General features: G+C 70.4%; 20 protein-coding genes. 14 read left to right on the forward strand and 6 right to left on the reverse strand.

Going from position 1 to position 26,382, the window contains the following annotated elements:
- Nucleotides 1-37: 37 nt before the first annotated feature.
- From ACFHWT_RS06250 to ACFHWT_RS06265, 4 genes are all read left to right on the forward strand, one after another.
- Nucleotides 38-2,266 (forward strand): glycosyl hydrolase family 95 catalytic domain-containing protein, encoded by a 2,229-nt coding sequence (locus tag ACFHWT_RS06250; protein WP_416593608.1) that lies wholly within the window; start codon nucleotides 38-40, stop codon nucleotides 2,264-2,266.
- A gap of 72 nt (nucleotides 2,267-2,338) precedes the next feature.
- Nucleotides 2,339-3,340, forward strand: a complete 1,002-nt coding sequence (locus tag ACFHWT_RS06255) for a FecCD family ABC transporter permease (RefSeq protein ID WP_416593609.1) — start codon at nucleotides 2,339-2,341, stop codon at nucleotides 3,338-3,340.
- Nucleotides 3,337-4,422 carry a FecCD family ABC transporter permease gene (locus ACFHWT_RS06260; RefSeq protein WP_416593610.1) on the forward strand — a complete coding sequence of 362 codons (1,086 nt, stop codon included), beginning with the start codon at nucleotides 3,337-3,339 and terminating at the stop codon, nucleotides 4,420-4,422. The genes ACFHWT_RS06255 and ACFHWT_RS06260 overlap by 4 nt, the downstream gene beginning before the upstream one ends.
- A 74-nt stretch (nucleotides 4,423-4,496) precedes the next feature.
- Nucleotides 4,497-5,534: an iron-siderophore ABC transporter substrate-binding protein gene (locus tag ACFHWT_RS06265; protein WP_416593611.1), complete on the forward strand. Its 1,038-nt coding sequence runs from the start codon at nucleotides 4,497-4,499 to the stop codon at nucleotides 5,532-5,534.
- 52 nt (nucleotides 5,535-5,586) lie between these two features.
- Here the strand turns inward: ACFHWT_RS06265 and ACFHWT_RS06270 are convergent, their stop codons facing one another.
- Nucleotides 5,587-6,969, reverse strand: a complete 1,383-nt coding sequence (locus tag ACFHWT_RS06270) for a PQQ-binding-like beta-propeller repeat protein (RefSeq protein WP_416593676.1) — start codon at nucleotides 6,967-6,969, stop codon at nucleotides 5,587-5,589.
- 75 nt (nucleotides 6,970-7,044) lie between these two features.
- Between ACFHWT_RS06270 and ACFHWT_RS06275 the strand changes: the two genes are divergently transcribed.
- The 3 genes from ACFHWT_RS06275 (at nucleotide 7,045) to ACFHWT_RS06285 (ending at nucleotide 9,324) form a co-directional block, all read left to right on the forward strand.
- The gene (locus tag ACFHWT_RS06275) at nucleotides 7,045-7,737 is read left to right on the forward strand and encodes a SanA/YdcF family protein (protein WP_416593612.1); all 693 of its coding nucleotides are present in this window, start codon (nucleotides 7,045-7,047) and stop codon (nucleotides 7,735-7,737) included.
- Nucleotides 7,738-7,807: 70 nt separating this feature from the next.
- Entirely contained in the window at nucleotides 7,808-7,960 is a 153-nt protein-coding gene (locus tag ACFHWT_RS06280; RefSeq protein WP_416593677.1) for a hypothetical protein, read from the forward strand.
- A gap of 263 nt (nucleotides 7,961-8,223) precedes the next feature.
- Complete coding sequence (locus ACFHWT_RS06285) at nucleotides 8,224-9,324, forward strand: GDSL-type esterase/lipase family protein (protein WP_416593613.1); 1,101 nt, start codon at nucleotides 8,224-8,226, stop codon at nucleotides 9,322-9,324.
- Between the two features lie 83 nt (nucleotides 9,325-9,407).
- Here ACFHWT_RS06285 and ACFHWT_RS06290 read toward each other — a convergent pair whose 3' ends face one another.
- The 3 genes from ACFHWT_RS06290 to ACFHWT_RS06300 form a co-directional block, all read right to left on the reverse strand.
- A complete protein-coding gene (locus ACFHWT_RS06290) occupies nucleotides 9,408-10,934 on the reverse strand; it encodes a S8 family peptidase (RefSeq protein WP_416593614.1) in 1,527 nt (508 codons plus the stop codon).
- A 226-nt stretch (nucleotides 10,935-11,160) separates the two neighbouring features.
- Entirely contained in the window at nucleotides 11,161-12,153 is a 993-nt protein-coding gene (locus ACFHWT_RS06295; RefSeq protein WP_416593615.1) for an acetylxylan esterase, read from the reverse strand.
- Nucleotides 12,154-12,192: 39 nt separating this feature from the next.
- Nucleotides 12,193-13,266, reverse strand: coding sequence for a LacI family DNA-binding transcriptional regulator (locus tag ACFHWT_RS06300; RefSeq protein ID WP_282233897.1), 1,074 nt, complete (start codon nucleotides 13,264-13,266; stop codon nucleotides 12,193-12,195).
- A gap of 297 nt (nucleotides 13,267-13,563) precedes the next feature.
- Between ACFHWT_RS06300 and ACFHWT_RS06305 the strand changes: the two genes are divergently transcribed.
- The 7 genes from ACFHWT_RS06305 to ACFHWT_RS06335 all read left to right on the forward strand — a co-directional run bounded on the left by ACFHWT_RS06305 (nucleotide 13,564) and on the right by ACFHWT_RS06335 (nucleotide 23,548).
- Nucleotides 13,564-14,556, forward strand: coding sequence for an ABC transporter permease (locus ACFHWT_RS06305; RefSeq protein WP_416593616.1), 993 nt, complete (start codon nucleotides 13,564-13,566; stop codon nucleotides 14,554-14,556).
- Nucleotides 14,553-15,479 carry a carbohydrate ABC transporter permease gene (locus ACFHWT_RS06310; RefSeq protein ID WP_416593617.1) on the forward strand — a complete coding sequence of 309 codons (927 nt, stop codon included), beginning with the start codon at nucleotides 14,553-14,555 and terminating at the stop codon, nucleotides 15,477-15,479. The genes ACFHWT_RS06305 and ACFHWT_RS06310 overlap by 4 nt, the downstream gene beginning before the upstream one ends.
- Before the next feature lie 59 nt (nucleotides 15,480-15,538).
- Nucleotides 15,539-17,188 (forward strand): extracellular solute-binding protein, encoded by a 1,650-nt coding sequence (locus ACFHWT_RS06315; RefSeq protein ID WP_416593618.1) that lies wholly within the window; start codon nucleotides 15,539-15,541, stop codon nucleotides 17,186-17,188.
- Between the two features lie 59 nt (nucleotides 17,189-17,247).
- Nucleotides 17,248-18,795 (forward strand): GH39 family glycosyl hydrolase, encoded by a 1,548-nt coding sequence (locus ACFHWT_RS06320; RefSeq protein WP_416593619.1) that lies wholly within the window; start codon nucleotides 17,248-17,250, stop codon nucleotides 18,793-18,795.
- A complete protein-coding gene (locus ACFHWT_RS06325; RefSeq protein WP_416593620.1) occupies nucleotides 18,788-19,477 on the forward strand; it encodes a hypothetical protein in 690 nt (229 codons plus the stop codon). Before ACFHWT_RS06320 ends, ACFHWT_RS06325 begins: the two co-directional genes overlap by 8 nt.
- On the forward strand, nucleotides 19,474-21,510 hold the full coding sequence (locus ACFHWT_RS06330; protein WP_416593621.1) for a beta-galactosidase: 2,037 nt from the start codon (nucleotides 19,474-19,476) through the stop codon (nucleotides 21,508-21,510). Before ACFHWT_RS06325 ends, ACFHWT_RS06330 begins: the two co-directional genes overlap by 4 nt.
- 328 nt (nucleotides 21,511-21,838) lie before the next feature.
- The gene (locus ACFHWT_RS06335) at nucleotides 21,839-23,548 is read left to right on the forward strand and encodes an FAD-binding oxidoreductase (RefSeq protein WP_416593622.1); all 1,710 of its coding nucleotides are present in this window, start codon (nucleotides 21,839-21,841) and stop codon (nucleotides 23,546-23,548) included.
- Between the two features lie 105 nt (nucleotides 23,549-23,653).
- Here the strand turns inward: ACFHWT_RS06335 and katG are convergent, their stop codons facing one another.
- Both katG and ACFHWT_RS06345 read right to left on the reverse strand, forming a co-directional pair.
- On the reverse strand, nucleotides 23,654-25,930 hold the full coding sequence (gene katG / locus ACFHWT_RS06340; RefSeq protein WP_416593623.1) for a catalase/peroxidase HPI: 2,277 nt from the start codon (nucleotides 25,928-25,930) through the stop codon (nucleotides 23,654-23,656).
- A complete protein-coding gene (locus ACFHWT_RS06345; RefSeq protein WP_278174335.1) occupies nucleotides 25,930-26,382 on the reverse strand; it encodes a Fur family transcriptional regulator in 453 nt (150 codons plus the stop codon). The genes katG and ACFHWT_RS06345 overlap by 1 nt, the downstream gene beginning before the upstream one ends.

A 26,382-nucleotide genomic window follows, 5' to 3' on the forward strand; every position in this document is an offset into this window, starting at 1 on the left:
CTGCCGTCCGGCGAGGACGTTGGCTAGGGTCGATCCGATGCACCGGATCGACGACACGGCACCCGCGACGCGCTGGGAAGACGCCTTCCTCACCGGCAACGGCGAGTACGGGCTGATGGTGCACGGCGACCCGACGGCCGAGCGGATCGTGATCGACCACCACCGGTTCGTGCTGCCCAACGGCACTCGCGACCGGCGGCCACCGGAGCTCGCCGGGGTCATCGAGCGGGTCCGGGACCTGATCCTGGCTGGCCGACGGGCCGAGGCCGGCCGGCTGCTCGCCAACGGCCGGCAGCTGGAGTGGACCCAGTCGTTCCACCCCGGCTACGCGCTGACCGTCGACGAACCGACCCTCGACGCGCCGGCCGGCCTGCCCGCCGAGCCGGCGCCACTGCCCGCCGGCTACCTGCGTACCACCGACTTCACCACCGGCGAGATCACCGTACGGTGGGCCGGCGACCGCACCCGGCGGGCCTTCGTCTCCCGCGCGGACCGGGTCGCCGTGATCCGGCTCGCCGCCGGCGAATGTCTGCTCGGCGCCACCGGCGAGCTGCCCGGCCGACCGGCCGACGTCACCTACGACACCACCGCCTACCGGCGCGACGGGTACGCGTTCCTGCGGGTCCGGGGCAGCTATCCGGCCGGCCTCGGGGCGTACGGCTTCGAAGGGCTGACCCTGGTGACCGGCGACACCGAGATCGTCGGCGACCGGGTCCTGATCGGCGGGGACGCGTTGGCGCTGACCGTGCTCGACCGCTACGACGTGCCGGGCTGGGGCACCGGTGCGCTGCACGCCCGACTCGCCGGGCTGGCCGAGGCCGACTACGGGCAGCTGCTGGCCCGGCACGTCGCCCAGCACCGGCCGATGTACCAGCGGGTCGAGCTGCGGTTGCGGGTCGACGAGGCCGACCGGCGCCGCCCGGTCGGTGAGCTGCTCGACGCCCAGCGCGCCGACGGCCAGCGGCTGCTCCCCGCGTTGCTGGAACGGTTGTTCCACGCCGGCCGTTACCTGCTGATCAGCTCCAGCGGGGTGCTGCCGCCCCGGCTGACCGGGCTCTGGCTCGGCTCCTGGGACGCCGCCTGGGCCGGCGACTTCACCACTGACGCCAACCTGAACCTGCAGGTGGCCGGGGCGAACATCGGCGCGCTGCCGGAGGTGACCGCGGCGCACCGGCGGTTGATCGCCGGGCAGGTCGACGACTGGCGACGCAACGCACGGGCAGTGTACGGCTGCCGCGGCCTGCTCGCGCCGGGGCGCACCGACGGCGAGCACGGGCATCTGTTCCACTTCTGCGACGAGTGGCCCTGGCCGGCCTGGCTGCCCGGCGCGCACTGGCTGCTGTACCCGCTGTGGGAGCACCACCTGGTCACCGGGGAACCGTTGGGGGAGGTGGCCGGTTGGCTGGTCGAGGCGGCCGAGTTCTTCGAGGACTTTCTCACCCGGGTCGGCGACGACGGCCGGTACGTGATCGTGCCGTCGTTCTCCGCTGAAACCGGGCCGCCCGACGAGCACGACGAGCCGGTCTACCCGGCGGTGAACGCCACCATGGACATCGCCGCCGCCCGGCACGCGATGGGGGTCGCGGGCGGGTTGACCGGTGCGTCCCGGTGGGCCGACCTGGCCGCGCGGTTGCCCGGGTACCTGGTGGACGAGCGGGGCGCGCTGGCCGAGTGGGCCTGGCCCGGCTACCGCGCCGCCGACGACCACCGGCACGTCAGCCACCTCTACCCGGTCTGGCCGCTGCACGAGATCACCCCGGACGGCACCCCGGAGCTGGCCCGCGCGGCCCACCGGGCCCTGGCGGTACGCGGCGACGAGAACCTGTCCGCGCACGGCAGCCTGCACCGGGCGCTGGTCGCCGCCCGGCTGCGCGACGCCGACCTGGCCGCCGACAACCTGCGGAAGATGCTCTGCGCGGACATGTTCTTCCGGTCGTTGATGAGCGCCCACAACCCGGGTCTGCAGACCTACAACGCCGACGCCGTGCACACGCTGCCCGGCGTCCTGATCGAGATGCTGGTCGATTCGCGCCCCGGGTCGCTGCACCTGCTACCGGCCTGGCCGGGTGAGCTGCCCGGCGGCACCCTGCGCGGGGTGACCTGCCGGGGCCGGATCACCGTCGAGGAACTGACCTGGGACGCCACGACGCTGCGGGTCCGGCTCCGCTCGGCGCTCACCCAACAGGTGGCGGTACGCAGCCCGTACGGTGCGAGGGCGGTGGACCTGCCCGCCGATGAACCGGTGGAGCTTTCCCTGCATACTTAGGCGATGCTTACCTCACTCCGGGCCGGTCGGGGTGAGCGCGTTGGACCAGGAGTGACCCAAAGTGATGGGGGAGTGACTGTTGGTCGGCGGCTTGGTGGGCTGCTGGTCGCCGTACTGCTGCTGGCCCTGACCGTCTTCGCCAGCCTCGCCCTCGGATCCCGCGACATCGCGCTGCCGGTGGTGGTCGAGGCGCTGGTCGACCGCGACTCGGCGGTCAACGACCACGTCGTCATCTGGGACCTGCGGCTGCCCCGGACCGTGATCGGGCTGCTCGCCGGTCTCGCGCTCGGCCTGTCCGGCGGGCTCATGCAGGGACTGACCCGTAACCCGATCGCCGATCCCGGCCTGCTCGGCATCAACGCCGGCGCGTCGCTCGCCGTCGTCGTCGCGATCACCTGGCTCGGCATCGGTACCACCGCCGGCTACATCTGGTTCGCGTTCGGCGGGGCGACCCTCGCCGCGCTGCTCGTCTACGGCATCGGGTCGATGGGCGGCGACGGTGCGACCCCGGTGAAACTCGCCATCGCCGGCTCGGCGCTCACAGCCGTGCTCACCTCGCTGATCACCCTGGTGCTGCTGACCAACCTGCAGACCCTGGAACGCTACCGGTTCTGGCAGGTCGGCTCGCTGGTCGGGCGGGACCTCGACACCGCCCGTACGGTGCTGCTGTTCATCGCCGTCGGCACTCTGCTGGCGCTGGTCTCCGGCCGCGTGCTCAACGCGCTCAGCCTCGGCGACGACGTCGCCCACGGGCTCGGCCAGCACGTGGTCCGGGACCGGGCGGTCATCATGACCGCGACCGTGCTGCTCTGCGGGTCGGCGACGGCGCTCACCGGACCGATCGTCTTCGTCGGGCTGGTCGTGCCGCACGCCGCCCGCTGGGTGACCGGTCCGGACTACCGGTGGATTCTCGCCTACAGCGCGGTGCTCGGTGCCGCCCTGCTGGTCGCGGCCGACGTGCTCGGCCGACTGGTCGCCCCGCCCGGTGAGGTCGAGGCCGGCCTGGTCGTCGCGTTCCTCGGCGCACCGGTGCTGATCGCGCTGGTCCGCCGCTCCCGATTGGCCAGCGTGTGACCGGCACAGACACCCGCGACCCCGACCGTACCGTCGGTCTCGAGCTTCCCGCGCTGGGCCGGCTGCGGCATCGCCGCCGCAGCCGGGCCACCGTCGTGCTGGCCGGGTTGGTCGGGGTCGTCGCGATTTTCGCCCTGCTCAGTCTCAGTCTCGGTGCCTACCAGATCTCGGTGGACGGGGTGCTGCGCACCCTGATCGGGCAGGGCAGTGGCCGCGACGACTTCATCATCCTCAGCCTGCGGCTGCCCCGACTGGTCGCCGGGATTCTGGCCGGCGCCGCGTTCGGCCTGGCCGGCGGCATCTTCCAGACCCTGTTGCGCAACCCGCTGGCCAGCCCGGACATCATCGGCGTCACCGGCGGGGCCAGCGCCGCCGCAGTGTTCGCGCTGGTCACGCTCGGTGCCGGCAGCTTCGGCGTGTCGGTCGCCGCGTTCGTCGGCGCGGCCGGTACGGCGACCGCCGTGTACCTGCTCTCCTGGCGGGGCGGGCTGACCGGGTATCGGTTCGTGCTGGTCGGCATCGCCGCCGCGTTCATGGCGCACGGTGTCCTCGGCTACCTGCTGACCCGGGGCGAGGTACGCGAGGCGCAGACGGCGTTGTCGTGGATGGTCGGCAGCCTGGGCAGCGCCCGTTGGCCGGAGATCGCCGTCCTGGCGACGCTGCTCAGCGTGCTGACCCCGGTGCTGCTGGCGTTGCGTCCGGCGCTCGGGCTGCTGCAGTTCGGCGACGACACCGCGACCGGCCTGGGGGTGCGGCTGGAACTCAGCCGGATCAGTCTGCTGGCGATCGCGGTGGCCCTCGCGGCAGTGGCGACCGCGGTGACCGGACCGATCGCGTTCGTGGCGTTCGTCGCCATGCCGATCGCCCGGCGGATGATGCGCTCCGGGGCCCCGGTGCTGCTGCCCGCAGCCCTGGTCGGTGTGCTGGTGGTGACCGGGGCGGACCTGGTCGCCCAGCACCTGCTGCCCGGCAACGTCAAGACCCCGGTCGGCATCGTCACCGCGGTGATCGGTGGGCCGTATCTGCTGTGGTTGCTCGCCACCGCCGGCCGGAATCACGGCTCGGTAACCAGGATTACATAGGCTAGCCAAACCTAACTTAGTCGTGGTTGCATGTGCTGACCTTCGCGGACGACCCCGCGCTCGTAGGAGAGACAGTGATCAGCAGAAGACTCAGCCGCGTCCTTTTCGCCGCACCACTCGCCCTCACCATCGGCCTGGCCGCCTGTGGTTCCGGTGACGATTCCAGCACCGACGACGCCGCGACCGGTGGCGGTAGCTCGGCCGGCTTCCCAGTGACCATCGAGCACGCCCTCGGCGAGACCACCATCGAAGACACCCCGACCCGGGTGGTCGCCTGGGGCTGGGGCAGCGCCGACGCCGCCATCGCCCTCGACGTGGTGCCGGTGGCCATCCCGTTCCAGAGCTACGGCGGTGACGCCAACGGCGTACTGCCGTGGATCGCCGAGAAGCTCGACGAGACCGGCGCCGAGGTGCCCACCGTCCTGCCGGACGCCCAGGAACCGCCGTTCGACGAGATCGCCGCCGCCGACCCGGACCTGATCCTCGCCGTCTACTCCGGCATCGACCAGGAACAGTACGACCTGCTCAGTCAGATCGCGCCGACGGTCGCCTACCCGGGTGAGGCGTGGGCCACCCCGTGGCGGGACCTGATCACCACCGTCGGCACCGCGCTCGGCAAGAGCGACGAGGCCCAGGCGCTGCTGGACGACATCGCCGCGCGGATCGCCACCAAGGCCGAGGAGAACCCACAACTGGCCGGCAAGAGCGTCGCCATGGTCTGGGACTCCGCCGGCACCTTCTACGTCTACAAGGAAGCCGACCCGCGGGTCGAGTTCGCCCTCGACCTCGGGATGACCGGTGCGCCCAGCGTCAACGACCTCGGCACCGACGAATCGACGTTCTACTTCACCATCAGTTACGAGCAGCTCGACCAGCTCACCTCGGACGTGCTGGTGTCGTTCGCCACCACTCAGGAGGAACAAAACGCGTTCCTGTCCTCGCAGGCCGCGCAGACCATGCCGCAGATCCAGTCCGGGGCGGTCGCCTCTCTGGTCGGTGCCGAGTTCATCGCCTCGGTGTCGCCGCCCACCGCGCTGTCGGTCACCTGGGGCCTCGACGAGTACGTCGCCGCACTCGCCGAAGCCGCCGACAAGGTCGACGCCGCTTCCTGAGCGACCACCCGGCTCGACCCGACCCGGCTCGACCGAGCCGGTTCGGGCCGGGTCAGAGCTCGTAGTGCCAGATGCTGATCGCGTCGGCACCCAGCCGGCAGACGATCGTGCTGCGGTCGCCGACACAGCCGCCGACCGGTCCGGGAACGCTACCGACCATGCGTACCGTTTCCGGGCCGGCCGGCGCCAGCACCGCGAGCCAGGCCGGTCCGGTCTCGGTCGGCTGCCGGTAGCCGACGAACGTGGCGTCGCCGCGCCCCTCCAACTCGGTCTCCCAGGCGCTCAACGGCAGCAGGGTCCGCCCGGTCCCCGGGTCGATGATCCGCCCGCTGCCCGAACCCGCCTCGGCGCTGGCACCCGCCACCGCCACCGACGCGGGATATCCGCGACCGTCGCCGTCCGCCGCGGCACCGGACCCGCCGTCGGCCGACACGCTGTACGCCACCAGGTAGCTGTCGAAGTCGACCACCAGGTCGGCCGGCACCCGCCACACCGTCCGGCCGGTCAACGGGTCGACCGCCTCGATCCGGGTGTCGTCCGGGAAGCAGATTAGCTCGCCGCACCCGGTGATCCGGCCCGGTCCGTACCGCACCGGCCGGTGCCACAGCTGCCGCAACGTCGCCGGGTCGTAGCCGGTGACTCCCAGCTCACCGTCGCGCCACTGGCGCAGCAGCAGCGTGCCGGCCATGCTGTCCGGCCGGGACACCTCACCCAGATCGGCGGTACGCAGCACCGTGCCGTCGCGCCCGTCGCGTACCTCCGCCCGGCCGTCGGTGCCGACCAGCAGCGCCTGCCCGGCGGACCCGGCCAGCACCTCGGTCGGCACGGCCAGATCGGCCCGCCACAGCTCGTCGCCGGTCGCCACGTCGACCGCGCGCAGCGTCGACGAGGTGGCGCCGGCGCCGTCCGGCTCGTCGATCAGCGCGGTACGCCCGTCGTCGGTCAGCACCAGCCCGTCCGGTGCCACCCACCGGGTCTGCCCGGTCTGTGCGTCCAGGATGACCGTCGAGCCGGTGCCGGGACCGGACCTCGGGTCGACCAGCACCACGTCACCGATCCGTCGCACCTGGCGCAGCCGCCAACTCGCCGCGTCGAACGGCACCGTCCACCGCAACGCGCCGTCCGGTACGCCGTACGCGGACAGTTGCCAGGTGGTCGCCGTGCCCTGCGCTGCGGCCGAGGTGACCAGCAGCCGGTCCCCGGCGAGCACGATGTCCCGGGCCTTCACCTGATGGCTGGCGACCTGGATGAGCAGCGGACCGCTGGGCGGGGCCGCGCCGGCCAGGCCGGCGAGCAGCGCCAGGCCGACGACGGCGGCGAGCGGGCGGATCCGGTCGGCGGACAGCCGTACCCGCCGCGGTGACCGCCACCACCGCCCAGCCGGTGGCGACGGCGGTGCCTCGGAGTGGCTGGCCAGACCCAGCTCGATGACCATGTGCTCCACACTCTTTCCTGTCGCGGCCGGTGTCCAGCGGCCGGGCGCGAGGTGCCCGTCGACCATAATTACGGTATGGACGACGCCCTGGCTCATCCGTCCCGTCGAACCCGGTGGCTGCGCCGCAAACTGGCCCTCTGCGCCGCGGCGGCGGTCGCGGTCGCGCTGCTGGTCACCGGCAGCGGCTACTGGGTGCGGGCCTCGGCGGCCGAGCACGTCTACGAGCTGGCCAGCGTGCCGGCCGCGCCGGTCGCCCTGGTCCTCGGTGCGCAGGTCCGGCCGGACGGTACGCCGTCGGAGTTCCTGGCCGGTCGGCTGGAGGTGGCCCGGCGGCTGGTCGAAGCCGACCTGGTCCGGGCGGTGCTGGTCTCCGGCGACCACCGGGAGTGGGACTACGACGAGCCGGGCGCGATGCGGCGCTGGCTGATCGACCGGGGCGTGCCGGCGGACCGGATCGTGCAGGACCACGCCGGTCTGGACACCTACGACTCGTGCCTGCGGGCGCGCCGCGTCTTCGGTGTGGACCAGGCGATCGTGGTGACGCAGAGCTTCCACATCGAGCGGGCGGTCACGGTCTGCCGGCGGGTCGGCGTGGACGCGGTCGGTGTCGGCGACGACTCGGTACGCCGCTTCGAGCGGGCCTGGCGCTGGGGCGCGTTCCGGGAGCGGTTCGCTGCGGTCAAGGCCGCGTACGACGTGCTGGTGGGCCGGGATCCGGCGCTGCCCGGCCCACCCGAGACCAGCCTCGACGACGCCCTGCGCGACTAACGGGATATATGTCGGTTTTTGGTTGCACTTCTTGCGCTTTCGCGCGACGCTGATGGTCTGAGCGGCTGAGCTGCTCGGTGTGTCCCGGCCGACTCTCATCAAGCTGCTGGACGATGGGGAGATCCCCTATTCCAGACCCAACTCCTCCCGGCGGATTCCGCCGGCCCTGACGACTTTCTGCTCGGTTGGTGGGAGCGCGAGCCGCAGCTGGTGGCGCGGGTGATCGGTCAACAGGCGTGTCCGTTCCGTCCGCATCTACCGAAAGCCGATGAGCCGGTTTAGACACTGGGGTACGGCTCGGCCAGGATCCGGAGTTGCGACACTTTCCGGGCTACCAGCGTCGTCGCCTGACGTCGGCCCTGGCGGTCGTGCCGTTCGGCGCAGCGTGCCGTCCGTTCGCCGCCGGGGCTCCGGTCCGTGCCGGACTGGTCCTCCGATGGGCATATACATTGATGTTCGTAGATGTTCGCTGGAGGGAGTCTTTCCATGACCTCGACCGTCCGTCGATGTACGGCAGCGCTGGCGGCCGCGCTGCTGGTCGCCGTCGCGCTCGCGATCGGCAACGGCGCCAACGCCCAGGCGTCCGCCGTGCGGATCATGCCGCTCGGCGACTCGATCACCGACGGCTTCAACGTGCCCGGCGGCTACCGCATCGACCTGTGGCAGAAGTTCCAGGCCGGTGGGTACACCGTGGACTTTGTCGGATCCCAGTCCAACGGGCCGGCCAGCCTGCCCGACCGGAACCACCAGGGCCACTCGGGCTGGCGGATCGACCAAATCGACGCCAACATCGTCAACTGGCTGAACGCCTCCGACCCGCAGACGATCCTGCTGCACATCGGCACCAACGACATCACCCAGAACCGGGACTTGCCGAACGCGCCGAACCGGCTCGCCGCGCTGATCGACAAGATCACCAACACCGCACCGGACGCCCACCTGTTCGTCGCCACGATCATCCCGGCCAGCTTCAGCGACGCCCAGTTCCGCGCGTACAACTCGGCGATCCCGCAGATCGTGCAGAGCCGGGCGAACGCCGGCCGCCGGGTGCACCTCGTCGACATGTACTCGGCGCTCACCACCGCCGACCTGGCCGACGGCGTGCATCCGAACGCCACCGGGTACAGCAAGATGGCCACCGAGTGGTACGACGCCCTGCTGTCCGTACCCGGAAGCCTGAACCCGGGCGGCGGACCGAGCCCGAGCCCGACCACCACGCCGGACACGTCACCGACGCCGACCACGCCGCCACCGGCCACCACTCCACCGCCGGCTACCACCCCGCCGCCGGCTGGTGGTGGATGCACCGCCACCGTCTCGCTCAACCAGTGGCCCGGCGGTTTCGTGGCGACCGTCCGGGTCACCGCCGGCTCGGCCGGTCTCACCGGCTGGACCGTCGGAATGACCCTGCCCGGCGGTGCCACCGTCACCAACGCCTGGAACGCCGACCGCAGCGGCAACAGCGGCCCGGTGCAGTTCCGCAACGTCAGCTACAACGGCCGGGTCGGTGCCGGACAGTCGACCGAGTTCGGCTTCCAGGGCACCGGCAGCGGCTCCGGCATGACCCCGTCCTGCGCCGCGAGCTGAGCCACCCGTCGCGGCCCCGTCCTGCGGCCGCGACCGGCGGGTGCCACAGCCGTACGACGGCCGTGGCACCCGCCGTGTCGGGGTCAACTGGTCAGGTAGCCGAGGCGGCCTTCGACAATCTGGCCCTCGCAGTTGCTGGCGATGGAGTCGAAATGGTCGCCGCTGGACATCCGGCACCGGTAGAGCGTCCGGTACGACCCGGACGGCGGTGAGGTGTAGGCGTAGCCGATCCGCCCGATCACCTGCTGCCCTTCGCAGTTGGCGTCGAGCGACGTCATGTAGTCCCAGCCGCCGACCCGGCACTGGTAGAGCGCCCGAGTGCCGGAAACCGGGCTGGTCCGTACCGTGCCCAGCGCACCCTCCCGCTGGTAGCCGGAGAACGACGTGTCGGTGGAGCTGACGTGGTCTCGGCCGTTCCAGAAGCGGTAGAGGACCGCGGTCGGTGACGGTGCGCCCTGGGCGACGAACAGCAGCCGGTTCGGCGAGCCGCTGCCCGGGTTGGTGATCTTGTTCGACGTCGAGTTGGCGAACATCGTGCTGGCCACCTGCGCCGGGGACATGTTGGGGGTGGTGGCGAGGATCAGGGCCGCCGCGCCGGCCACGTGCGGTGCGGCCATCGAGGTGCCGCTGATCGTGTTGGTGGCGGTGTCGCTGGTGTGCCAGGCCGAGGTGATGCCCTCGCCGGGGGCGAAGATGTCGGTGCAGGTGCCGTAGTTGGAGAACGACGCCCGGGCGTCCGTGCGGGTGCTGGCGTTGACGGTGATCGCCTCGGCGACCCGGGCCGGCGTGTAGTTGCAGGCGTTGGCGTTGCTGTTGCCGGAGGCGATCGTGTAGACCACGCCGTCGGCGATCGAGTTGCGGACCGCGTTCTCGACTGTGGTGTTGCTTCCGGGACCGCCGAGGCTCATGTTCGCCACGGCGGGCACACCGGGGGCGTGGTGGGCGGTGACCCAGTCCACTCCGGCGGCGACCCCGGAGAACGAACCAGATCCGGCGCAGTTGAGTACCTTGACGGCGACCAGCGCGACGCCCTTGGCGACCCCGTACTGCGATCCGCCGATGGTGCCGGCGACGTGCGTACCGTGGCCGTTGCAGTCGGTGTTGTTGCCGTCGCCGGTGGTGTTGGTGCCCCAGCTGGTGCGGCCGCCGAACGTGCTGTGGCTGGTGCGGATCCCGGTGTCGATGACGTACGCGCGGACGGTGGGCGCCGTCGTCGGGTAGGTGTAACGGTTGTCCAGCGGCAGATCGCGCTGGTCGATCCGGTCGAGACCCCACGACGGCGGGTTGGTCTGGGTGGCGGCGGTGCGGACCACGCCGTCCTGCTCGACGTAGGCCACGTCGGGTCGGGCGGCGATTCGCCGGGCCGCCGACTCGCTCATCGTCGCGGCGAAGCCCTGCAGCGCGTGCGAGTAGACGTGTCGTACCTTCGCGCCGTACCGCGCCGCCAGGTCCGTGGTGCGCGCCTGGCTGCTCGCGGTCGCGCCGTCGGAGAAGACGACGATGTAGCTGCCGGCGATGGCGTCCGGGCTGTCGGCCCCGAGAATCTCGCCGGCGGCGGCGGAGGCGGGGGAGGCGGTTGCCGACAGCAGCAGGGCCGCTGCCGCGGCCATTACGCCGCTGGTGGCCGTCCTGCGGAACCAGGACGATCCGGGTCCACTCATCTTCGATCCCTTCTGGGTCACCTGCCTGCGGAGAAAACGCGGGCAGGCGGCAGCTACCGCTGCTCGGCTTAGTGCACTGGACAGCAGGACATTAACCTACGTTAATGGCTGTTGTCCAGTGTCGACATGGCGGCAGAGGTCCGGAGATGAGTTGTTGGTTCGGGCCGGTGGCGTTTCAGGGGATTAGTTCGCGTAGCCAGCGCAACTGTCGGCGGACCTGCTCCGCCTCGCCACCTTCGTGGCCGTTGAACGGATACGGGTGAATTTCCCGGTCCGGTGGATCCGGGCGCCCATTTCCGGCACCGTACTGGTTGTACGCGGCGAATACCGTGCTCGGTGGGCAGGTGGTGTCGCGCAGCCCGATGCCGAAATGCGCCGGCGCCACCGCCATGCGGGCGAACGACACCCCGTCGAAGTAGGACAGGGTACGGCGTACCGCCGGCTCGGCGTCGCGGTGCACGGCGAGGTACCGGGCGACGTCGCCGTACGGCTCGTTGTCGGTGATCTCGATCGCCCGCTGCCAGTGGCAGCCGAACGGCGCGGTGCAGATCAGCGCGGCCAGGTCGTCGACCAGGCCGGCGACCGCCAGGGCGAGCCCGCCGCCCTGGCTGTTGCCGGCGGCGACCACCCGGGCCGGGTCGACGCCGGGCAGCGCGCGCACCGCGGTCACCGCGCGGACCGCGTCGGTGATCAGCCGGCGGTAGTAGTAGCCGGCCGGGTCGAGGATCCCCCGGGTCACCGGCCCCGGGCCGCCGGCGGTGGCGGGGTGCGGATCCGGGGTGTCCCCGCCGTTGCCGTACTGGTCGCCCTGACCACGAGCGTCCATCAGCAGGTGCGCGTAGCCGGCGACCGGCCAGGTCAGCCGCTCGTGCGGCAGGCCCCGGCCCCGCCCGTAGCCGAGATACTCGACGACGGCCGGCAGCGGCGTGTCGACCCCGGCCGGGCGGGTGTACCAGGCGTTGACCGGGTCCCCGTCGAAGCCGCGGAACGTTACCTGCCAGGTGTCCAGCAGGCGCAGGTCGGTCGGCTCCGGACGGACGTCGAGCAGCACCTCATGGCTGGCGGCATCGTCCAGGGTCGACTCCCAGAATGTCGCAAAGTCAGTTGGTTCGACCACAGCCGGGCTGTACGTCGTAAGTTGCGGCCACGGCAGATCAAACGAGGGCACTGAATCTCCCAGGTAAACAAGTGCACGGTGGACAGCTGCTCAGGCGGGCAGTGGCGGGGCGGTGCTCTCCCGGATCACCAATTCGGTGACCAGGTCGATGCGACTGGTCGACAACTCGGCGCCGCGGGCCAGGTCCAGCAACATCTGCGCGGCGGTGCCGGCCATGTCGCGCAGCGGTTGGTTGACCGTGGTCAGCGCGGGCACCGTCCAGGCGGCGACCGGCACGTTGTCGTACCCGATCACCGACAGGTCGTGCGGGACGTCCAGGCCGAGTTGGCGGGCGGCCCGGAGTACGCCCAGCGCCTGCATGTCGGATCCGGCGAAGATCGCGGTCGGCCGGTCCGGGCGGTCCAGCAGCGCCATCCCGTGCGCGAAGCCGGCATCGACGTAGAAGTCCCCGTGCCGGACGAGGTCGGCCGCGACCGACAGGCCGGCCTCGTCGTGTGCCGACCGGAACCCGGCGGTACGGGCCTGAGCGCACAGCACGTCCCGTGGCCCGGAGATGATGGCGATCCGTCGATGCCCGAGCTGCAGCAGGTGCCGGGTGGCGATCAGCCCGCCGTTCCAGTTGTTGGACCCGACGGTCGGCACCGACGCCGACGTGGCGCTGTCGGTGTCGATCACCACGAAGGGAATGAGTTGGCGGGCGAGTAGTTCCTGCTGCCGTTCGGTGAGGTGGCACAGGACGAAGAGCACGCCGAGCGGGCGCCGGACCACCGTGCCGTCGAGCCAGTCCTCCGGCGGGCTGTGCCGGCCGCCGAGCTGGGTCAGGTTGAGGCCGATGCCGGCGGCGCTGGCGATGGTCTCCACCCCGTGGATGATCTCCATCGCCCAGAGTGAGTCGAACTCGTGGAAGACCAGGTCGATCTGGTCGTGGCGGATCGGCGGGCGTCGGGCCCGCCGCCGGTACTGGTGCCGGGCCAGGCTGGCCTCCACCCGCGCCCGGGTCTGCGGTGCCACATCTGCCTTACCATTGAGAACCTTGGATACGGTGGTGATCGAGACGCCGACCTCGTCGGCGATGGTGGCGATGGTCGTCGGAGACGGCGGGTCGGTGGTCGGGACGGGTGTGGGAGTCGACGGTGCTGGGGGCAGTGGCGGCGCTTCTGTCATGCGTACCTCACGAAAGGTAACCGAAACTTCCGGTGCTGAACCTGCTGGTAACCCGGGGTCAGCGTGTGTCAGGGGTGGCGATGAGTAGGGCTTTGGTGACGTCCGAGCGTCGTCAAGCGCACTCTATGCAGTTGAAGGTCCGGTTCGGTGACCCTTGACACACCATGCCGGGGAGTTTAGGTTCCCCGCAAGGTAACGCACATATTTCCGAAAGTTTCGAGGGATGTGTCCCGCGAGGCGTTCCCTGCTGCCGGCAGGGGGCCGGTGGCGGGCCGGACGTGAGGGGCGGCAACTGGGATGAGCACACCCAGCACGGTCGATGCGTCGCCGCAGGCGCAGGTGCCCTTGCCGCCGGTCGGCGACCTACCGCGACGCGGCCGGAGCCGGACCCGTACCTGGCGGCGGGCGCTGCGCCGCGACTGGCAGCTCTACTCGCTGGTCGTCCTGCCGCTGGTCTTCTTCCTGATCTTCCGCTATCTGCCGATGCTGGGAAACGTCATCGCGTTCCGTCGGTTTCAGCCCGGTGGCAGCATCTTCGGTGAGTACTGGGTCGGCCTGCGCTACGTCCGGATGTTCCTCGCCGACCCGACGTTCTGGCAGGTCTTCACCAACACCCTGATCCTCGGCACGCTCACCCTGGTCGTGGTGTTCCCGCTGCCGATCGTGCTCGCCCTGCTGCTCAACGAGGTCCGCGCCCGCCGGATGAAGCGGTTCGTCCAGTCGGTGTCCTATCTGCCGCACTTCCTGTCGATCGTGATCGTCGCGGCGATGGTGATGCAGATCCTCTCGGTCGACGGCACGGTCAACTCGATCATCCGGGCGTTCGGCGGTGACGCGATCCCGTTCCTGCAGCAGCCGGGCTGGTTCCGCACCATCTACGTTTCCTCCGAAGTGTGGCAGACCGTCGGCTGGGGGACGATCCTCTACCTCGCCGCCCTCACCACGATCGACGAGGACCTCTACGAGGCGGCCCGGATCGACGGGGCGAACCGGTGGCGGCAGACCTGGCACGTGACGCTGCCCGGCATCCGGCCCACCATGATCACCCTGCTGATCCTCAACATCGGCACCTTCATGGCGGTCGGCTTCGAGAAGATCCTGCTGCTGTACAACCCGCTGACCTACCCCACCGCCGACGTCATATCGACGTACCTCTACCGGATGGGTGTCGTCTCCAGCAACTTCAGCTACGCCGCCGCCATCGGCCTGTTCGAGGCGCTGATCGGGCTGACCCTGGTGCTGTCCGCCAACCTGATCGCCCGTCGCACAGTGGGGACGAGCCTGTGGTGACCGTCGACGCCTCCCGCAGGCTGTTCCAGCCGACCCGACGCCGGCCCCGCCGGCCCGACGACACCCGCGGCTACCGCATCTTCCGGGCGGTCAACGGGATCATCCTGACCGGCGTCGTGATCGTCACGCTCTACCCGTTCGCCAACATCATCGCCCGCTCGCTCAGCGACGAGGGCTACATCCGGTCCGGCCAGGTCAACATCATCCCGCGCGGGTTCAACCTGGACACCTACCGCCTGGTGATGTCCGACTCGATGTTCTGGACCAACTACCGCAACACCATCGTCTACACGGTCACCGCCACCATCATCTCGATCGTGCTCACCACCTGCTACGCCTACGTGCTGTCGAAGAAGGACCTCAAAGGCCGGGGCGCGCTGGTCGGCGTCGCCGTCTTCACCATGTTCTTCTCCGGTGGCCTGATCCCCAACTACGTGCTGATCACCAGCCTCGGGCTGAAGAACAGCATCTGGGCGATCGTGCTGCCGAACGCGATCAACGTGTTCAACCTGCTGGTCATGAAGGCCTTCTTCGAAAGCCTGCCGACCGAGTTGGAGGAGGCCGCCGCCGTCGACGGGCTCAACACGTACGGCATCCTCTGGCGCATCGTCATCCCGCTGTCGAAGGCGATCATCGCCACGATGGTGCTCTTCTACGCGGTCTCGTTCTGGAACTCGTGGTTCACCGCGTTCCTCTACATGGACCGCTCCGAACTCTTTCCGGTGACCGTCTACCTGCGCAATCTGATCGCCGGGGCAACCACCGCGACCTCCACCGGAAGCAGCAGCGACAGCCTCGCCCAGGCGGCCGCGAACATTCAGGCCGTCACGATTATCTTGACCGTACTGCCGATCATCATGGTCTATCCATTCATTCAGCGCTACTTCGTGTCCGGCATCATGCTCGGCGCGGTCAAAGGGTAGCGCTGCGGACAGGTCCGCCCCATTCAACTGAATGCCTTCCGCGCACGAAAGGAAGTCCGATGTTCCAACGATCCCGGCACCGCCACGCAGCGGTCGCCGCCGGCGTCCTCGCCCTTTCCCTCAGTATCGCCGCCTGTGGCAGCGACGGCGACACCGAGGCGGCGGACCTGGACGGAAACAGGGTCGGTGCCATGGAGAGCTACGGCGTCGGTGACCAGTTCACCGCCACCGAGGCGCTGAGCTTCTCCCTGCTCTACAACAATCACCCCAACTATCAGATCGACAAGGAGTGGATGTTCTGGGAGGAGCTGACCGAGCGCACCAACGTGTCGCTCGAAACGGTCGAGGTGCCGTTGAGCGACTACGAGCAAAAGCGTGGTCTGCTGATCGGCGCCGGCGACGCGCCGTTCATCATCCCCAAGACCTACCCGGGCCAGGAGTCGGCGTACGTCTCCAGCGGCGCGATCCTGCCGGTCAGCGACTACGTCGACCTGATGCCGCACTTCCAGGACAAGGTCGCCAAGTGGAACCTGCAGGGTGACATCGACTCGCTGCGTCAGCAGGACGGTAAGTACTACCTGCTGCCCGGACTGCACGAGGACGTCTGGACCGACTACACCATCGCGGTACGCACCGACATCCTCGCCGAACTCGGCCTCGAGGAGCCGGCCACCTGGGACGAGTTCCGGGAGATGCTGCGGGCGATGAAGGCCGCGTACCCGGACGTCTACCCGATGTCGGACCGGTGGAGCCAGCCCACCCCGCTGGGCGCGCTGCAGAACATCATCGGCCCGTCGTACGGCTACGACACGATGGGTGGCTGGGGCTACCAGAACGCCTCGTTCAACCGGGAGGCCCAGGAGTTCGTCTTCACCGGAACCATGCCGGAGTACAAGGAAATGGTGGAGTTTCTGCACTCGCTGGTCGCCGAAGGTCTCTTCGACCCGGAGAGCCTGACCCAGGACGACGACACCGCGATCCAGAAGCTCGCCACCGGCAAGTCGTTCGTCATCAGCACCAACGCGCAGACCCTGGTCAACGACTACCGGCCGGCGCTGGCGCAGAACAACCCGAACGCCACCATCGCCAAGATCACCCGCCCGGACAGCCCGGTCGGCTCGGTCAAGGCCGGCTCCCGCTTGGAGAACGGCATCATGATCTCCAGCAAGGCGCGGGAGAGTGAGAACTTCGTCGCCATGATGCAGTTCATCGACTGGCTCTGGTACTCCGACGAGGGCCAGGAGTTCGCCAAGTGGGGCGTCGAAGGCACCACGTACACCAAGGACGCCGACGGCAAGTGGGTCCTCGACCCCGACATCGACTTCATCGGAATCAACCCCGACGCCAGCAAGCACCTGCAGAAGGACTTCGGCTTCAGCAACGGGGTGTTCGCCTACGGCGGCACCACCGAACTGCTGCAGTCGACCTTCTCCGAAGAGGAGCTGAGGTTCCAGGAGGCGATGGGGCAGAAGGAGACCCTGCCGGTGTCGCCGCCGAGGCCGTTCAGCGAGGAGGAGCGCGAGCAGGCCACGCTCTGGGAGACTCCGCTGAAGGACTACGTCCAGCAGCAGACCCTGCAGTTCATCCTCGGCCAGCGTGACCTGTCCGAATGGGACGCCTACGTCGCCGAGGTCGAGGGCAAGAACGCCCAGCAGTACATCGACCTGGTCAACGGGGCGTACCAGCGATACCAGGAAGAGCACGGCTGACCACCTGGGGGTGCCGGTCGCGTCGTGGCAAAGACGCGACCGGCACAGCCGGCACCATCATGAGGAGCGGAGCAGAGTTGACCCGGATCGTCGTACCGCAGCAGGGCGCCGGCGCCCTGCCGGACGCCTGGCGGGCCTGCGTCGGCACCGGCCGGCTCGACCTCGCGCTGCGCAGCGACTACCAGGAGTCCCTGGCGCTGGTCCAGCAGGAAATCGGCTTCCGCTACATCCGGGGGCACGGGCTGCTCAGCGACGGCGTCGGCATTTACCGCCCGTACGAACACGCCGGCCGACGCGGCGTGCACCACTCGTTCACCTACGCCGACCAGATCGTCGACGCCTACCTCGACCTCGGCATCGCCCCCTTCATCGAGCTCGGCTTCATGCCCGAAGCACTCGCGGCAGGCGACCAGACCGTCTTCTGGTGGCGCGGCAACGTCACCCCGCCCCGCTCCGAGTCCGAATGGGCCGGCCTGGTCCGCGCCACCATCGGCAACCTCGTCGACCGGTACGGCCTGGACCAGGTCCGCGGCTGGCCGATCGAGGTGTGGAACGAGCCCAACCTGGACATCTTCTGGCAAGGTGCCGACCAGGCCTCCTACCACCGGCTGTACGAGGTGACCGCGCACGCCGTCAAGGAGGTCGACGCCGGCCTGCAGGTCGGCGGCCCGGCGATCTCGCCCGGTGCCGACGAGTGGCTGGTGCCGTTCGCCGAGTACGTCACCGACCGCGGCGTGCCGATCGACTTCGTCAGCCGGCACGCGTACACGTCCGGGCCGGCCCAGCACGTGCCGTTCGGCACCTACCAGACCCTGAAACCCGCCGACCACCTGCTGGAACAGTTCGCCAGCCCGCGCCAGCACCTGGCCGGCACCGCCCTGGCCGACCTGCCGGTGCACATCACCGAGTTCAACTCCTCCTACCGGCCGGACAACCCGGTTCACGACACCGCGTTCCACGCCGCGTACCTGGCCCCGGTCGTCGCGGCCGGCGGCGACCTGGTGGACTCGTTCTCCTACTGGACGTTCAGCGACGTCTTCGAGGAGGTCGGTATCCCGGCCGCGATCTTTCACGGCGGCTTCGGCCTGCTCACCCACCGGCAGATCAGAAAACCCACCTACCATCTGTACGCGTTCATGGCCCGGATGGGCCGTCAGGTGCTCGCCCGGGGCACCGACCACCTGGTCACCCGCGACGACGACACCGGCCGGGTCACCGTACTGGCCTGGGCACCGGTCGACGTCACCGACGTCACGGCGGCCCCGGACCGGCACACCGTCTCGCTGTCGGTCCCGGTCACCGCCCCGGCCGGCTCGGCGTTCCTGCTGCGCTCGTCGGTCAGCGACGACGCCGGCAACGCCTGGCGGGCCTGGTGTGAACTCGGCCGCCCCCGCTCACCGCGGCCGGCGCAACTCGACGTGCTGCGTACCGCCGCCGAACCGGCCCGCAGCCACCGCGCGCTGCCGGTCGTCGACGGCCGGGCCGACGTCGACCTGACCCTCGCCCGGCACGAGGTCACCCTGGTGGAGATCACCCCGGTGGTCGACCAGACGCCGCCATGGTCCGACGACCGGCGGCTGCTCGGACAGGGCGGCCGTGATGAGTGACCTCGCCGCCGCGCAGCGGCAGTTCGGCACCGGTCCACTGTCGCGGGTCGCGGCGATCGTCTACCGGCTGACCGTCGTCGAACTGCTGCTGCTCGCCGGCGTACTGCCCGGCCTGGTGCCCGCGCTGCTGCTGGCCCGCGACCCCAGCAACATCCCGCTCTACGCCGCCTGCGCCATCCCGGTCGGCCCGGCGCTGTCCGCCGCCCTGTACGCCATCGCCCTCCACCGCCCCGACATCACCGACCTGAACCCGGCCGTCGACTTCTGGCGCGGCTACCGGACCAATCTTGGTGGGGTGCTGCGGATCTGGCTGCCGTTGCTGGCCGGGCTGACCGTCGTCGCGGTCAACCTGGCCTACTTCGACGCGGCCGGGGTGCCGCGCTGGTGGGCGGCGCTGCTGGTCCTCGTCGCGGTCGCGGCGACCGTCTGGGGCGGCACCGCGCTGGTGATCACCTCGCTGTTCGCGTTCCGCGCTCGCGACGTGGCCCGGCTCGCCGCGCACTTCCTGACCCGTACGCCCGGCACCTCCCTCGGTGTGCTGGCGCTCGGGGTCGTGGCGGCCGGGATCACCGCGTACACCTCGGAGGCGGTGCTGGCGCTGGCCGGTTCGGTGCTGGCGTTGCTGCTGCTGCGCACCAGCCGACCGATGACCACGGCGATCGAGAAGGAGTTCGTCCGGTGACGCTTCCCGACGTCGCGAAGATCCCGTACGGCGGGGACTACAATCCGGAGCAGTGGCCCGAGGACGTTTGGAAGGACGACTACCGGCTGTTCGACGCGGCCCGGATCGACACGGTCACCGTCGGCGTCTTCACCTGGGGCCTGACCCAGCCCGGTCCCGGCGTCTACGACTTCGCCACCCTGGACCGCATCGTCGAGCGGGCAGTCGCCGAGGGCCGGCAGATCTGCCTGGCCACCGGCACCGGTGCGCATCCGGCCTGGATGGCCCGGGCCCACCCCGACGTGACCCGCGTCGACTTCTCCGGCCGCCGGCACCGGTTCGGGCAGCGGCACAACTCCTGCCCCAGCTCGCCGACGTACCGCCGACTCGCCACGGAGCTGGCCAGGCGCGTCGCGCAACGCTATGCGCGCACCCCCGGCCTGGTCGCCTGGCACGTCAACAACGAGTACGGCGGCGCCTGCTACTGCGAGCTGTGCGCCGCCAACTTCCGGCTCTGGCTGCGCGAGCGGTACGGCAGCCTCGACGCGCTCAACGCCGCCTGGTACACCACCTTCTGGTCGCACACCTTCACCGAGTGGGGGCAGATCGAGCCGCCGTCGGCGTTGACCGAACACTGGCGCGGGCCCGACCACACCGCGTTCCAGGGCATCACCCTCGACTACCTGCGGTTCATGTCGGACGCCATGCTGGCCAACTTCGTCGACGAGAAGGCAGCGATCCGCGAGTCCAGCCCGGACACCCCGGTGACCACCAACTTCATGGGCATGTACCGGCCGATCGACTACCACCGCTGGGCCGAGCATCTCGACTTCGCCTCCTGGGACAACTACCCACCCGACGACCGGTCGGCGGCCCGGATGGCGCTCACCCACGACCTGATCCGCGGGTTGAAAGGCGGCCAGCCGTTCTGGCTGATGGAGCAGACGCCGAGCGTCACCGCCTGCCGCGACGTCAACCCGCTGAAACGTCCCGGCGTCATGCGGCTGTGGAGCTGGCAGGCGGTGGCGCACGGCGCCGACGCGGTGCTGTTCTTCCAGATGCGTGCCGGCCGGGGAGCCAGCGAGAAGTACCACGGGGCGGTCATCGGCCACGCCGGCCGATCCGACACCCGGGTCTTCACCGAGGTCGCCGAGCTGGGCGTGGAGCTGGACCGGCTCGGCGGCGTGACGCTCGGTGCCCGCACCCCGGCCCGGGTGGCGGTGCTGTTCGACTGGAACAGCTGGTGGGCGCTGGAGATTTCTGACGGCCCGTCCCGGCTGGTCCGCTACCAGCAGGTGGTGCTCGCCTACCACCGGGCACTGTGGGACGCCGGGATCGACATCGATGTCGTCCCGGTCACCGCCGACCTGACCGGCTACGACGTGGTGGTGGCGCCGGCCTTGCACATGGTCAAGGACGACCTCGCGACCCGCCTGGCGGAGGTGGCCCAGCATGGTGGCACCGTGCTGGGAACCTACCTGTCCGGGCGGGTCGACGAGAACGATCAGGCGTTCCTGGCCGATGCGCCGGGGCCGCTGGCCCCACTGATGGGGATCCGGATCGACGAATGGGACGCCCGGGAAGCCGACGTGGTCAACCCGGTCACCCTGGCGGCGGACGGTGCCCGGTCGGTCGTCTCCGCCGCCACCCTGCTGTTCGAGTTGGTCATTCCGCAGGGTGCCGAGGTGATCGGCACCTACCAGGCCGACTTCTACGCCGGCACCCCGGCGGTCACCCGCAACCGCTTCGGCGCTGGTGAGGGGTGGTACGTCGGCGCCGGGCTCGACCAGGCCGGGGTTTCCTGGGTGGTACGCCGAATCCTGGACCGGCACGGACTGCTCGGCCCGTACGCGCACGTGCCGGACCTGGAGTCGGCGGTACGGGTCGCGCCGGACGGCACCCGGATCCGGTTCCTGCTCAACCACGGTGAGGAGCCGGTCGAGCTGCCGGCCTGCGCCGCCGGGGTCGACCTGCTGACCGGAATACGGGTCACCGCCGGTGCGCCGCTGCGCCTGGACCGGTACGGCGTACTCGTGCTCCGCGAGGACGCCTGACGCCGCGCCGCCGTCCGTCGGGACGTCGTGTCACGCGGCGGGTCGAAGGTGGTGCACCCTACCGCGCCAGCTAGGGTGCACCACCCTCCGCCCGCCGCGCCGGCACCGCGACTCGGTGATCCACAGCGCTCTGTCGAACCGACACGCCGAGGCCCGGTCAGCTGAAGCGCTGTGGATCGTGAGTGCGGCTGTGGTCAGGGTACGTCGGACGGGTGATGTGTCTTCGAGGGGCAGGAGTGGCGCCTGCCCGGTGGCAGGGTCGGTGCGGTGGCCGGGACGCAACCGACCGGCTGATCTGGACGGTGCCAGCGGGGGAGCACGGACGATGGTGAGCAGACGTACGGCGTTGCGGGCAGGCGCGGTCGCCGGGCTGGTTCCGGCGGTCGGACTGATCGGGCGACCAGCCACGGCCGTACCGACGCCGGCCGACGAGCCGACCCGGACCCCGGCCGAACAGCCGGCCCAGGTCAGGCCGCAGGATCCGGACATCGGATCGGGCACCGGCCGGGACGACGGTCCGTGGCAGGATCTGCCGGACCGACAGTGGGCGGAGCTGCAGCGGCGGCTGTCGGCGCAGGCCACCCTCTACCGGCGCGGCGGAGCGAGCTACGAGGCACTCAGCATCCCGTTCAATCACCGGTACGCCAACGTGCAACCGGCGGCGATCCTGGCCGCCGGGACTCCCGAGGACGTCGCGGCGGCGGTCGGCTGGGCGCGGGACGTCGGCATGCCGCTGGTGCCCCGTTCCAGCCTCGGCCACAACTACGCCGGCTACTCGACCACCCACGGACTGTTGGTGGTGATGAGCCGGCTGCGCGGCAGCACCGTCGCACCGGCCCCGGTGTCCCGGCCGCCGCAGCGGTACGGTCCGGTCGAGGTCACCCCGGACGCCGGCCTGCTCACCGTGGCAGCCGGCGTGGTCAACGCCGACCTGCGGCCACTGCTGCGGCAGCAGGGAATCCTGGTGCCGGCCGGCCGCTGCCCGACGGTCGGGGTGGCCGGGCTGGTCCTCGGCGGCGGCATCGGGTTCAACGACAAGATGTTCGGGCTGACCTGCGACCGGCTGACCGCGACCGAGGTGGTGCTGGCCGACGGCACGATGACCGGCTGCGACGAGACCACCGACCCGGACCTGTTCTGGGCCTGCCGGGGCGGGGCCGGCAACAACTTCGGCGTCAACACCTCGTTCACCTTCCGGTACGCGCGGCTGCGCGGCGAGGTGACCTACTTCCAGCTGCGCTGGGGTGCCGACAGCGTGGTGCCGGCGCTGTCCGCGATGCAGCAGGTCGCCGCCGCGCAGCAGGCCGACCGGCGCTTCGACTGCCGGATCGGCGCCGGCACCACCGTCGACGAAAGCGGACGACATCAGCTGTACGCCGACGCGCTCGGCCAGTTCTACGGCTACGCCGACGAACTCGCCGACGTCCTCGGGCCGGCGCTGGCGGTCGGCACCCGCGCCGAGCGGCAGGCCAACCGGGACAGCATCCGGCAGGTGACCCCGGCCGAGGCGGCGCAGCTGCTGTCCGCGACCACCCCGGCACAGCAGTTCGCGGTCAAGTCGGCGGTGCTGCGGTCACCGCTGGACGAGGCGCAGCTGCAGACGGTGGCCGCCGGGCTGCGACGGTGGCCGGGCAGCCGCAACCCGGACGGTGCCGGGGTTGCGCTGTTCTGCATGGGCGGGCAGATCAACGACGTCCCGCCGGACGCCACCGCCTTCGTGCATCGCGACGCCCTGTTCGTGCTGGCAGCCGAGGCGAGCTGGGCCGACGACGACCCACCCGAGGTGGGCCTGGCGAACGGCATCTGGTTGACCGGCCTGTACGACGAACTACTCGGCGGACGGCCGCCGGTCGGGGCGTACCAAAACTTCCCGGACCCGCACCTGGCCGACTGGCGGCGGGCCTACTACGGCGACAACTACCAGCGGCTGGTCGAGGTGAAACGCAAGTACGACCCGACGGACTTCTTCACCTACCCGCAGGGCATCGGCTCCTGCGGCTCCGTTGACGGCTACGCCAACCAGTGGTGCCCCCGCTGAGCCAAGCCTGAGCCGACGTGCCTCCGCCGACCAGGGCCTGAACCGACGCGGCCCCGCCGACCCGGGTACCCGGGTCGGCGGGGCCGCAGCCGTCGAACGTTTCGATCAGGACAGGTCGAACCGGTCGAGCTCCATGACCTTGACCCAGGCCGCGACGAAGTCGGTGACGAACTTCTCGCTGGCGTCGCTGCTGGCGTACACCTCGGAGAGGGCGCGCAGCTGCGAGTTCGAGCCGAAGATCAGGTCGACCGCGGTCGCGGTCCACTTCACCTCGTCGGTGGCCAGGTCACGAATCTCGTACACGTGCTCGCCGGACTCCGCCGCCTTCCACCGGGTGCCGGGGGAGAGCAGGTTGGTGAAGAAGTCGTTGGTGAGTACGCCGGGCCGGTCGGTGAGCACGCCGTGCCGCGTACCGCCGACGTTCGCCCCGAGCGCCCGTAGACCGCCGACGAGCACGGTCATCTCCGGGGCGGACAGGCCGAGCATGTACGCCCGGTCGACCAGCAGGACCTCCGGCTGGGTCTTCTCGCCCGGCCGCAGGTAGTTACGGAACCCGTCGGCCCGCGGCTCCATCACCCGGAACGACTCGACGTCAGTCTGCTCCTGGCTGGCATCGGTGCGGCCCGGCCGGAACGGCACGGTCACCTTGACCCCAGCCTCGTGCGCCGCCTTCTCGACGGCGGCCGAGCCGGCCAGCACGATCAGATCGGCGAGCGATACCTTCGCGCCGCCGGCCGCGTTGAACTCCTGCTGGATGCCCTCCAGGGTGCTCAGCACCGTGGTCAGCTGCTCCGGCTGGTTGACCTCCCAGCTGCGCTGCGGCTCGAGCCGGATGCGGGCCCCGTTCGCGCCGCCGCGTTTGTCAGTGGAGCGGAAGCTCGCCGCCGATGCCCAGGCGGTGGTCACCAGCTGCGCGGTGCTCAGCCCGGAGTCGAGGATCTTCGCCTTGAGTGCGGCCACGTCGGCGTCGCTGACCAGTTCGTGGTCGACGGCCGGCACCGGGTCCTGCCACAGCTGGGCCTCGGGCACCCACGGCCCGAGGAACCGACTGACCGGGCCCATGTCGCGGTGCAACAGCTTGTACCAGGCCTTGGCGAAGGCCAGCGCGAACTCGTCCGGGTTGGCGAGGAACCGGCGGGAAATCTTCTCGTACGTCGGGTCGAATCGCAGCGACAGGTCGGTGGTGAGCATCGTCGGCTTGTGCTTCTTCGCCGGGTCGTGCGCGTCCGGGATGATCGCCTCGGCATCCTTGGCCACCCACTGCTTGGCCCCACCGGGGCTGGTGGTCAGCTCCCACTCGTAGCCGAACAGGATCTCGAAGAAGCGGTTGCTCCACTGGGTCGGCTTGTCGGTCCAGGTGACCTCCAGGCCACTGGTGATGGTGTCGCCGGCCTTACCGCTGCCGTACGTGCTCAGCCAGCCCAGGCCCTGCGCCTCGATCGGCGCGCCCTCCGGTTCCGGGCCGACGTGAGCGTCGGCGTCGCCGGCACCGTGGGTCTTGCCGAAGGTGTGGCCGCCGGCGATCAGGGCGACGGTCTCCTCGTCGTTCATCGCCATCCGGGCGAACGTCTCCCGGATGAAGTGGGCCGCCGCGAGGGGGTCCGCGTTGCCGCGCGGGCCCTCCGGGTTGACGTAGATCAGGCCCATCTCGGTCGCACCGACCCCGGACGACATTTCCTTCTCGGAGACGTACCGCTCGTCACCGAGCCAGGTGTCCTCCGGGCCCCAGAAGATCTCCTCCGGCTCCCAGACGTCCTCCCGGCCGAAGGCGAAGCCGAAGGTCTTGAAACCCATCGACTCCAAAGCGACGTTGCCGGCCAGCACCAGCAGGTCGGCCCAGGAGATCTTCTGGCCGTACTTGGCCTTGACCGGCCACAGCAGCCGCCGGGCCTTGTCCAGGTTGGCGTTGTCCGGCCAGCTGTTCAGCGGGGCGAAGCGCTGCCCGCCGTCGCCGGCGCCGCCCCGGCCGTCCTCGATCCGGTACGTCCCGGCGGCGTGCCAGCTCAGCCGGATCATCAGCCCGCCGTAGTGGCCGAAGTCGGCCGGCCACCAGTCCTGCGAGGTGGTGAGGACCTTGGTGATGTCCTGCTTGAGGGCCTCGACGTCGAGCTTGGCGAACTCCTTGGCGTAGCTGAAGTCCGCGCCCAGCGGGTTGCCCTTGGGCGAGTGGGCGTGCAGCACCGACAGGTCGAGCTGGTTGGGCCACCAGTCCCGGTTGGTACGCGGCCGACCGCCCGTTTTGGGGGTCGGTGAGTCGATCGCCGGGTTCTCGCTCTCGCTGCCGTGCGCGGTCACCGAGTCGTGGGCGACCGGGCAGCCGGACGCCGCCATCTTGTCCACACCCTGTGCGCTGGTGGGACCGTTGTTCTGGATGTCGCTCATCAGTTCCCTTCCGGATTGGCCGATAACGAAGTGGCGTTGTCGGTCGCACAGCCGGGACAGGTGCCCCAGTAGACGACCTCCGCCTCGTCGACCGTGAAACCGTGGTCGTCGGAGGCGGTGAGACAGGGGGCGGATCCGGTGGCGCAGTCGACGTCGGCGATCACGCCGCAGGAGCGGCAGACGACGTGGTGGTGGTTGTCCCCGACCCGCCGCTCGTAGCGGGCGGTCGCGCCGGCCGGCTGGATGCGCCGCACCAGCCCGGCGTCGGTGAGGACCCGCAGCACATCGTAGACCGCCTGGTGGGACACCGTCGGGTGGTCGGCGCGCACCAGGTCGAGCACCGTGTCGGTGTCGACGTGCGGGCGGTCGCGTAGTGCCGCGAGGACTGCCAGCCTCGGCCGGGTCACCCGCAACGAGGCCGCCCTCAACTGCGCCTCGAGGTCGGATGTCAC

Source organism: Micromonospora sp. LOL_021 (assembly GCF_048060215.1).
Lineage (GTDB): Bacteria > Actinomycetota > Actinomycetes > Mycobacteriales > Micromonosporaceae > Micromonospora_E.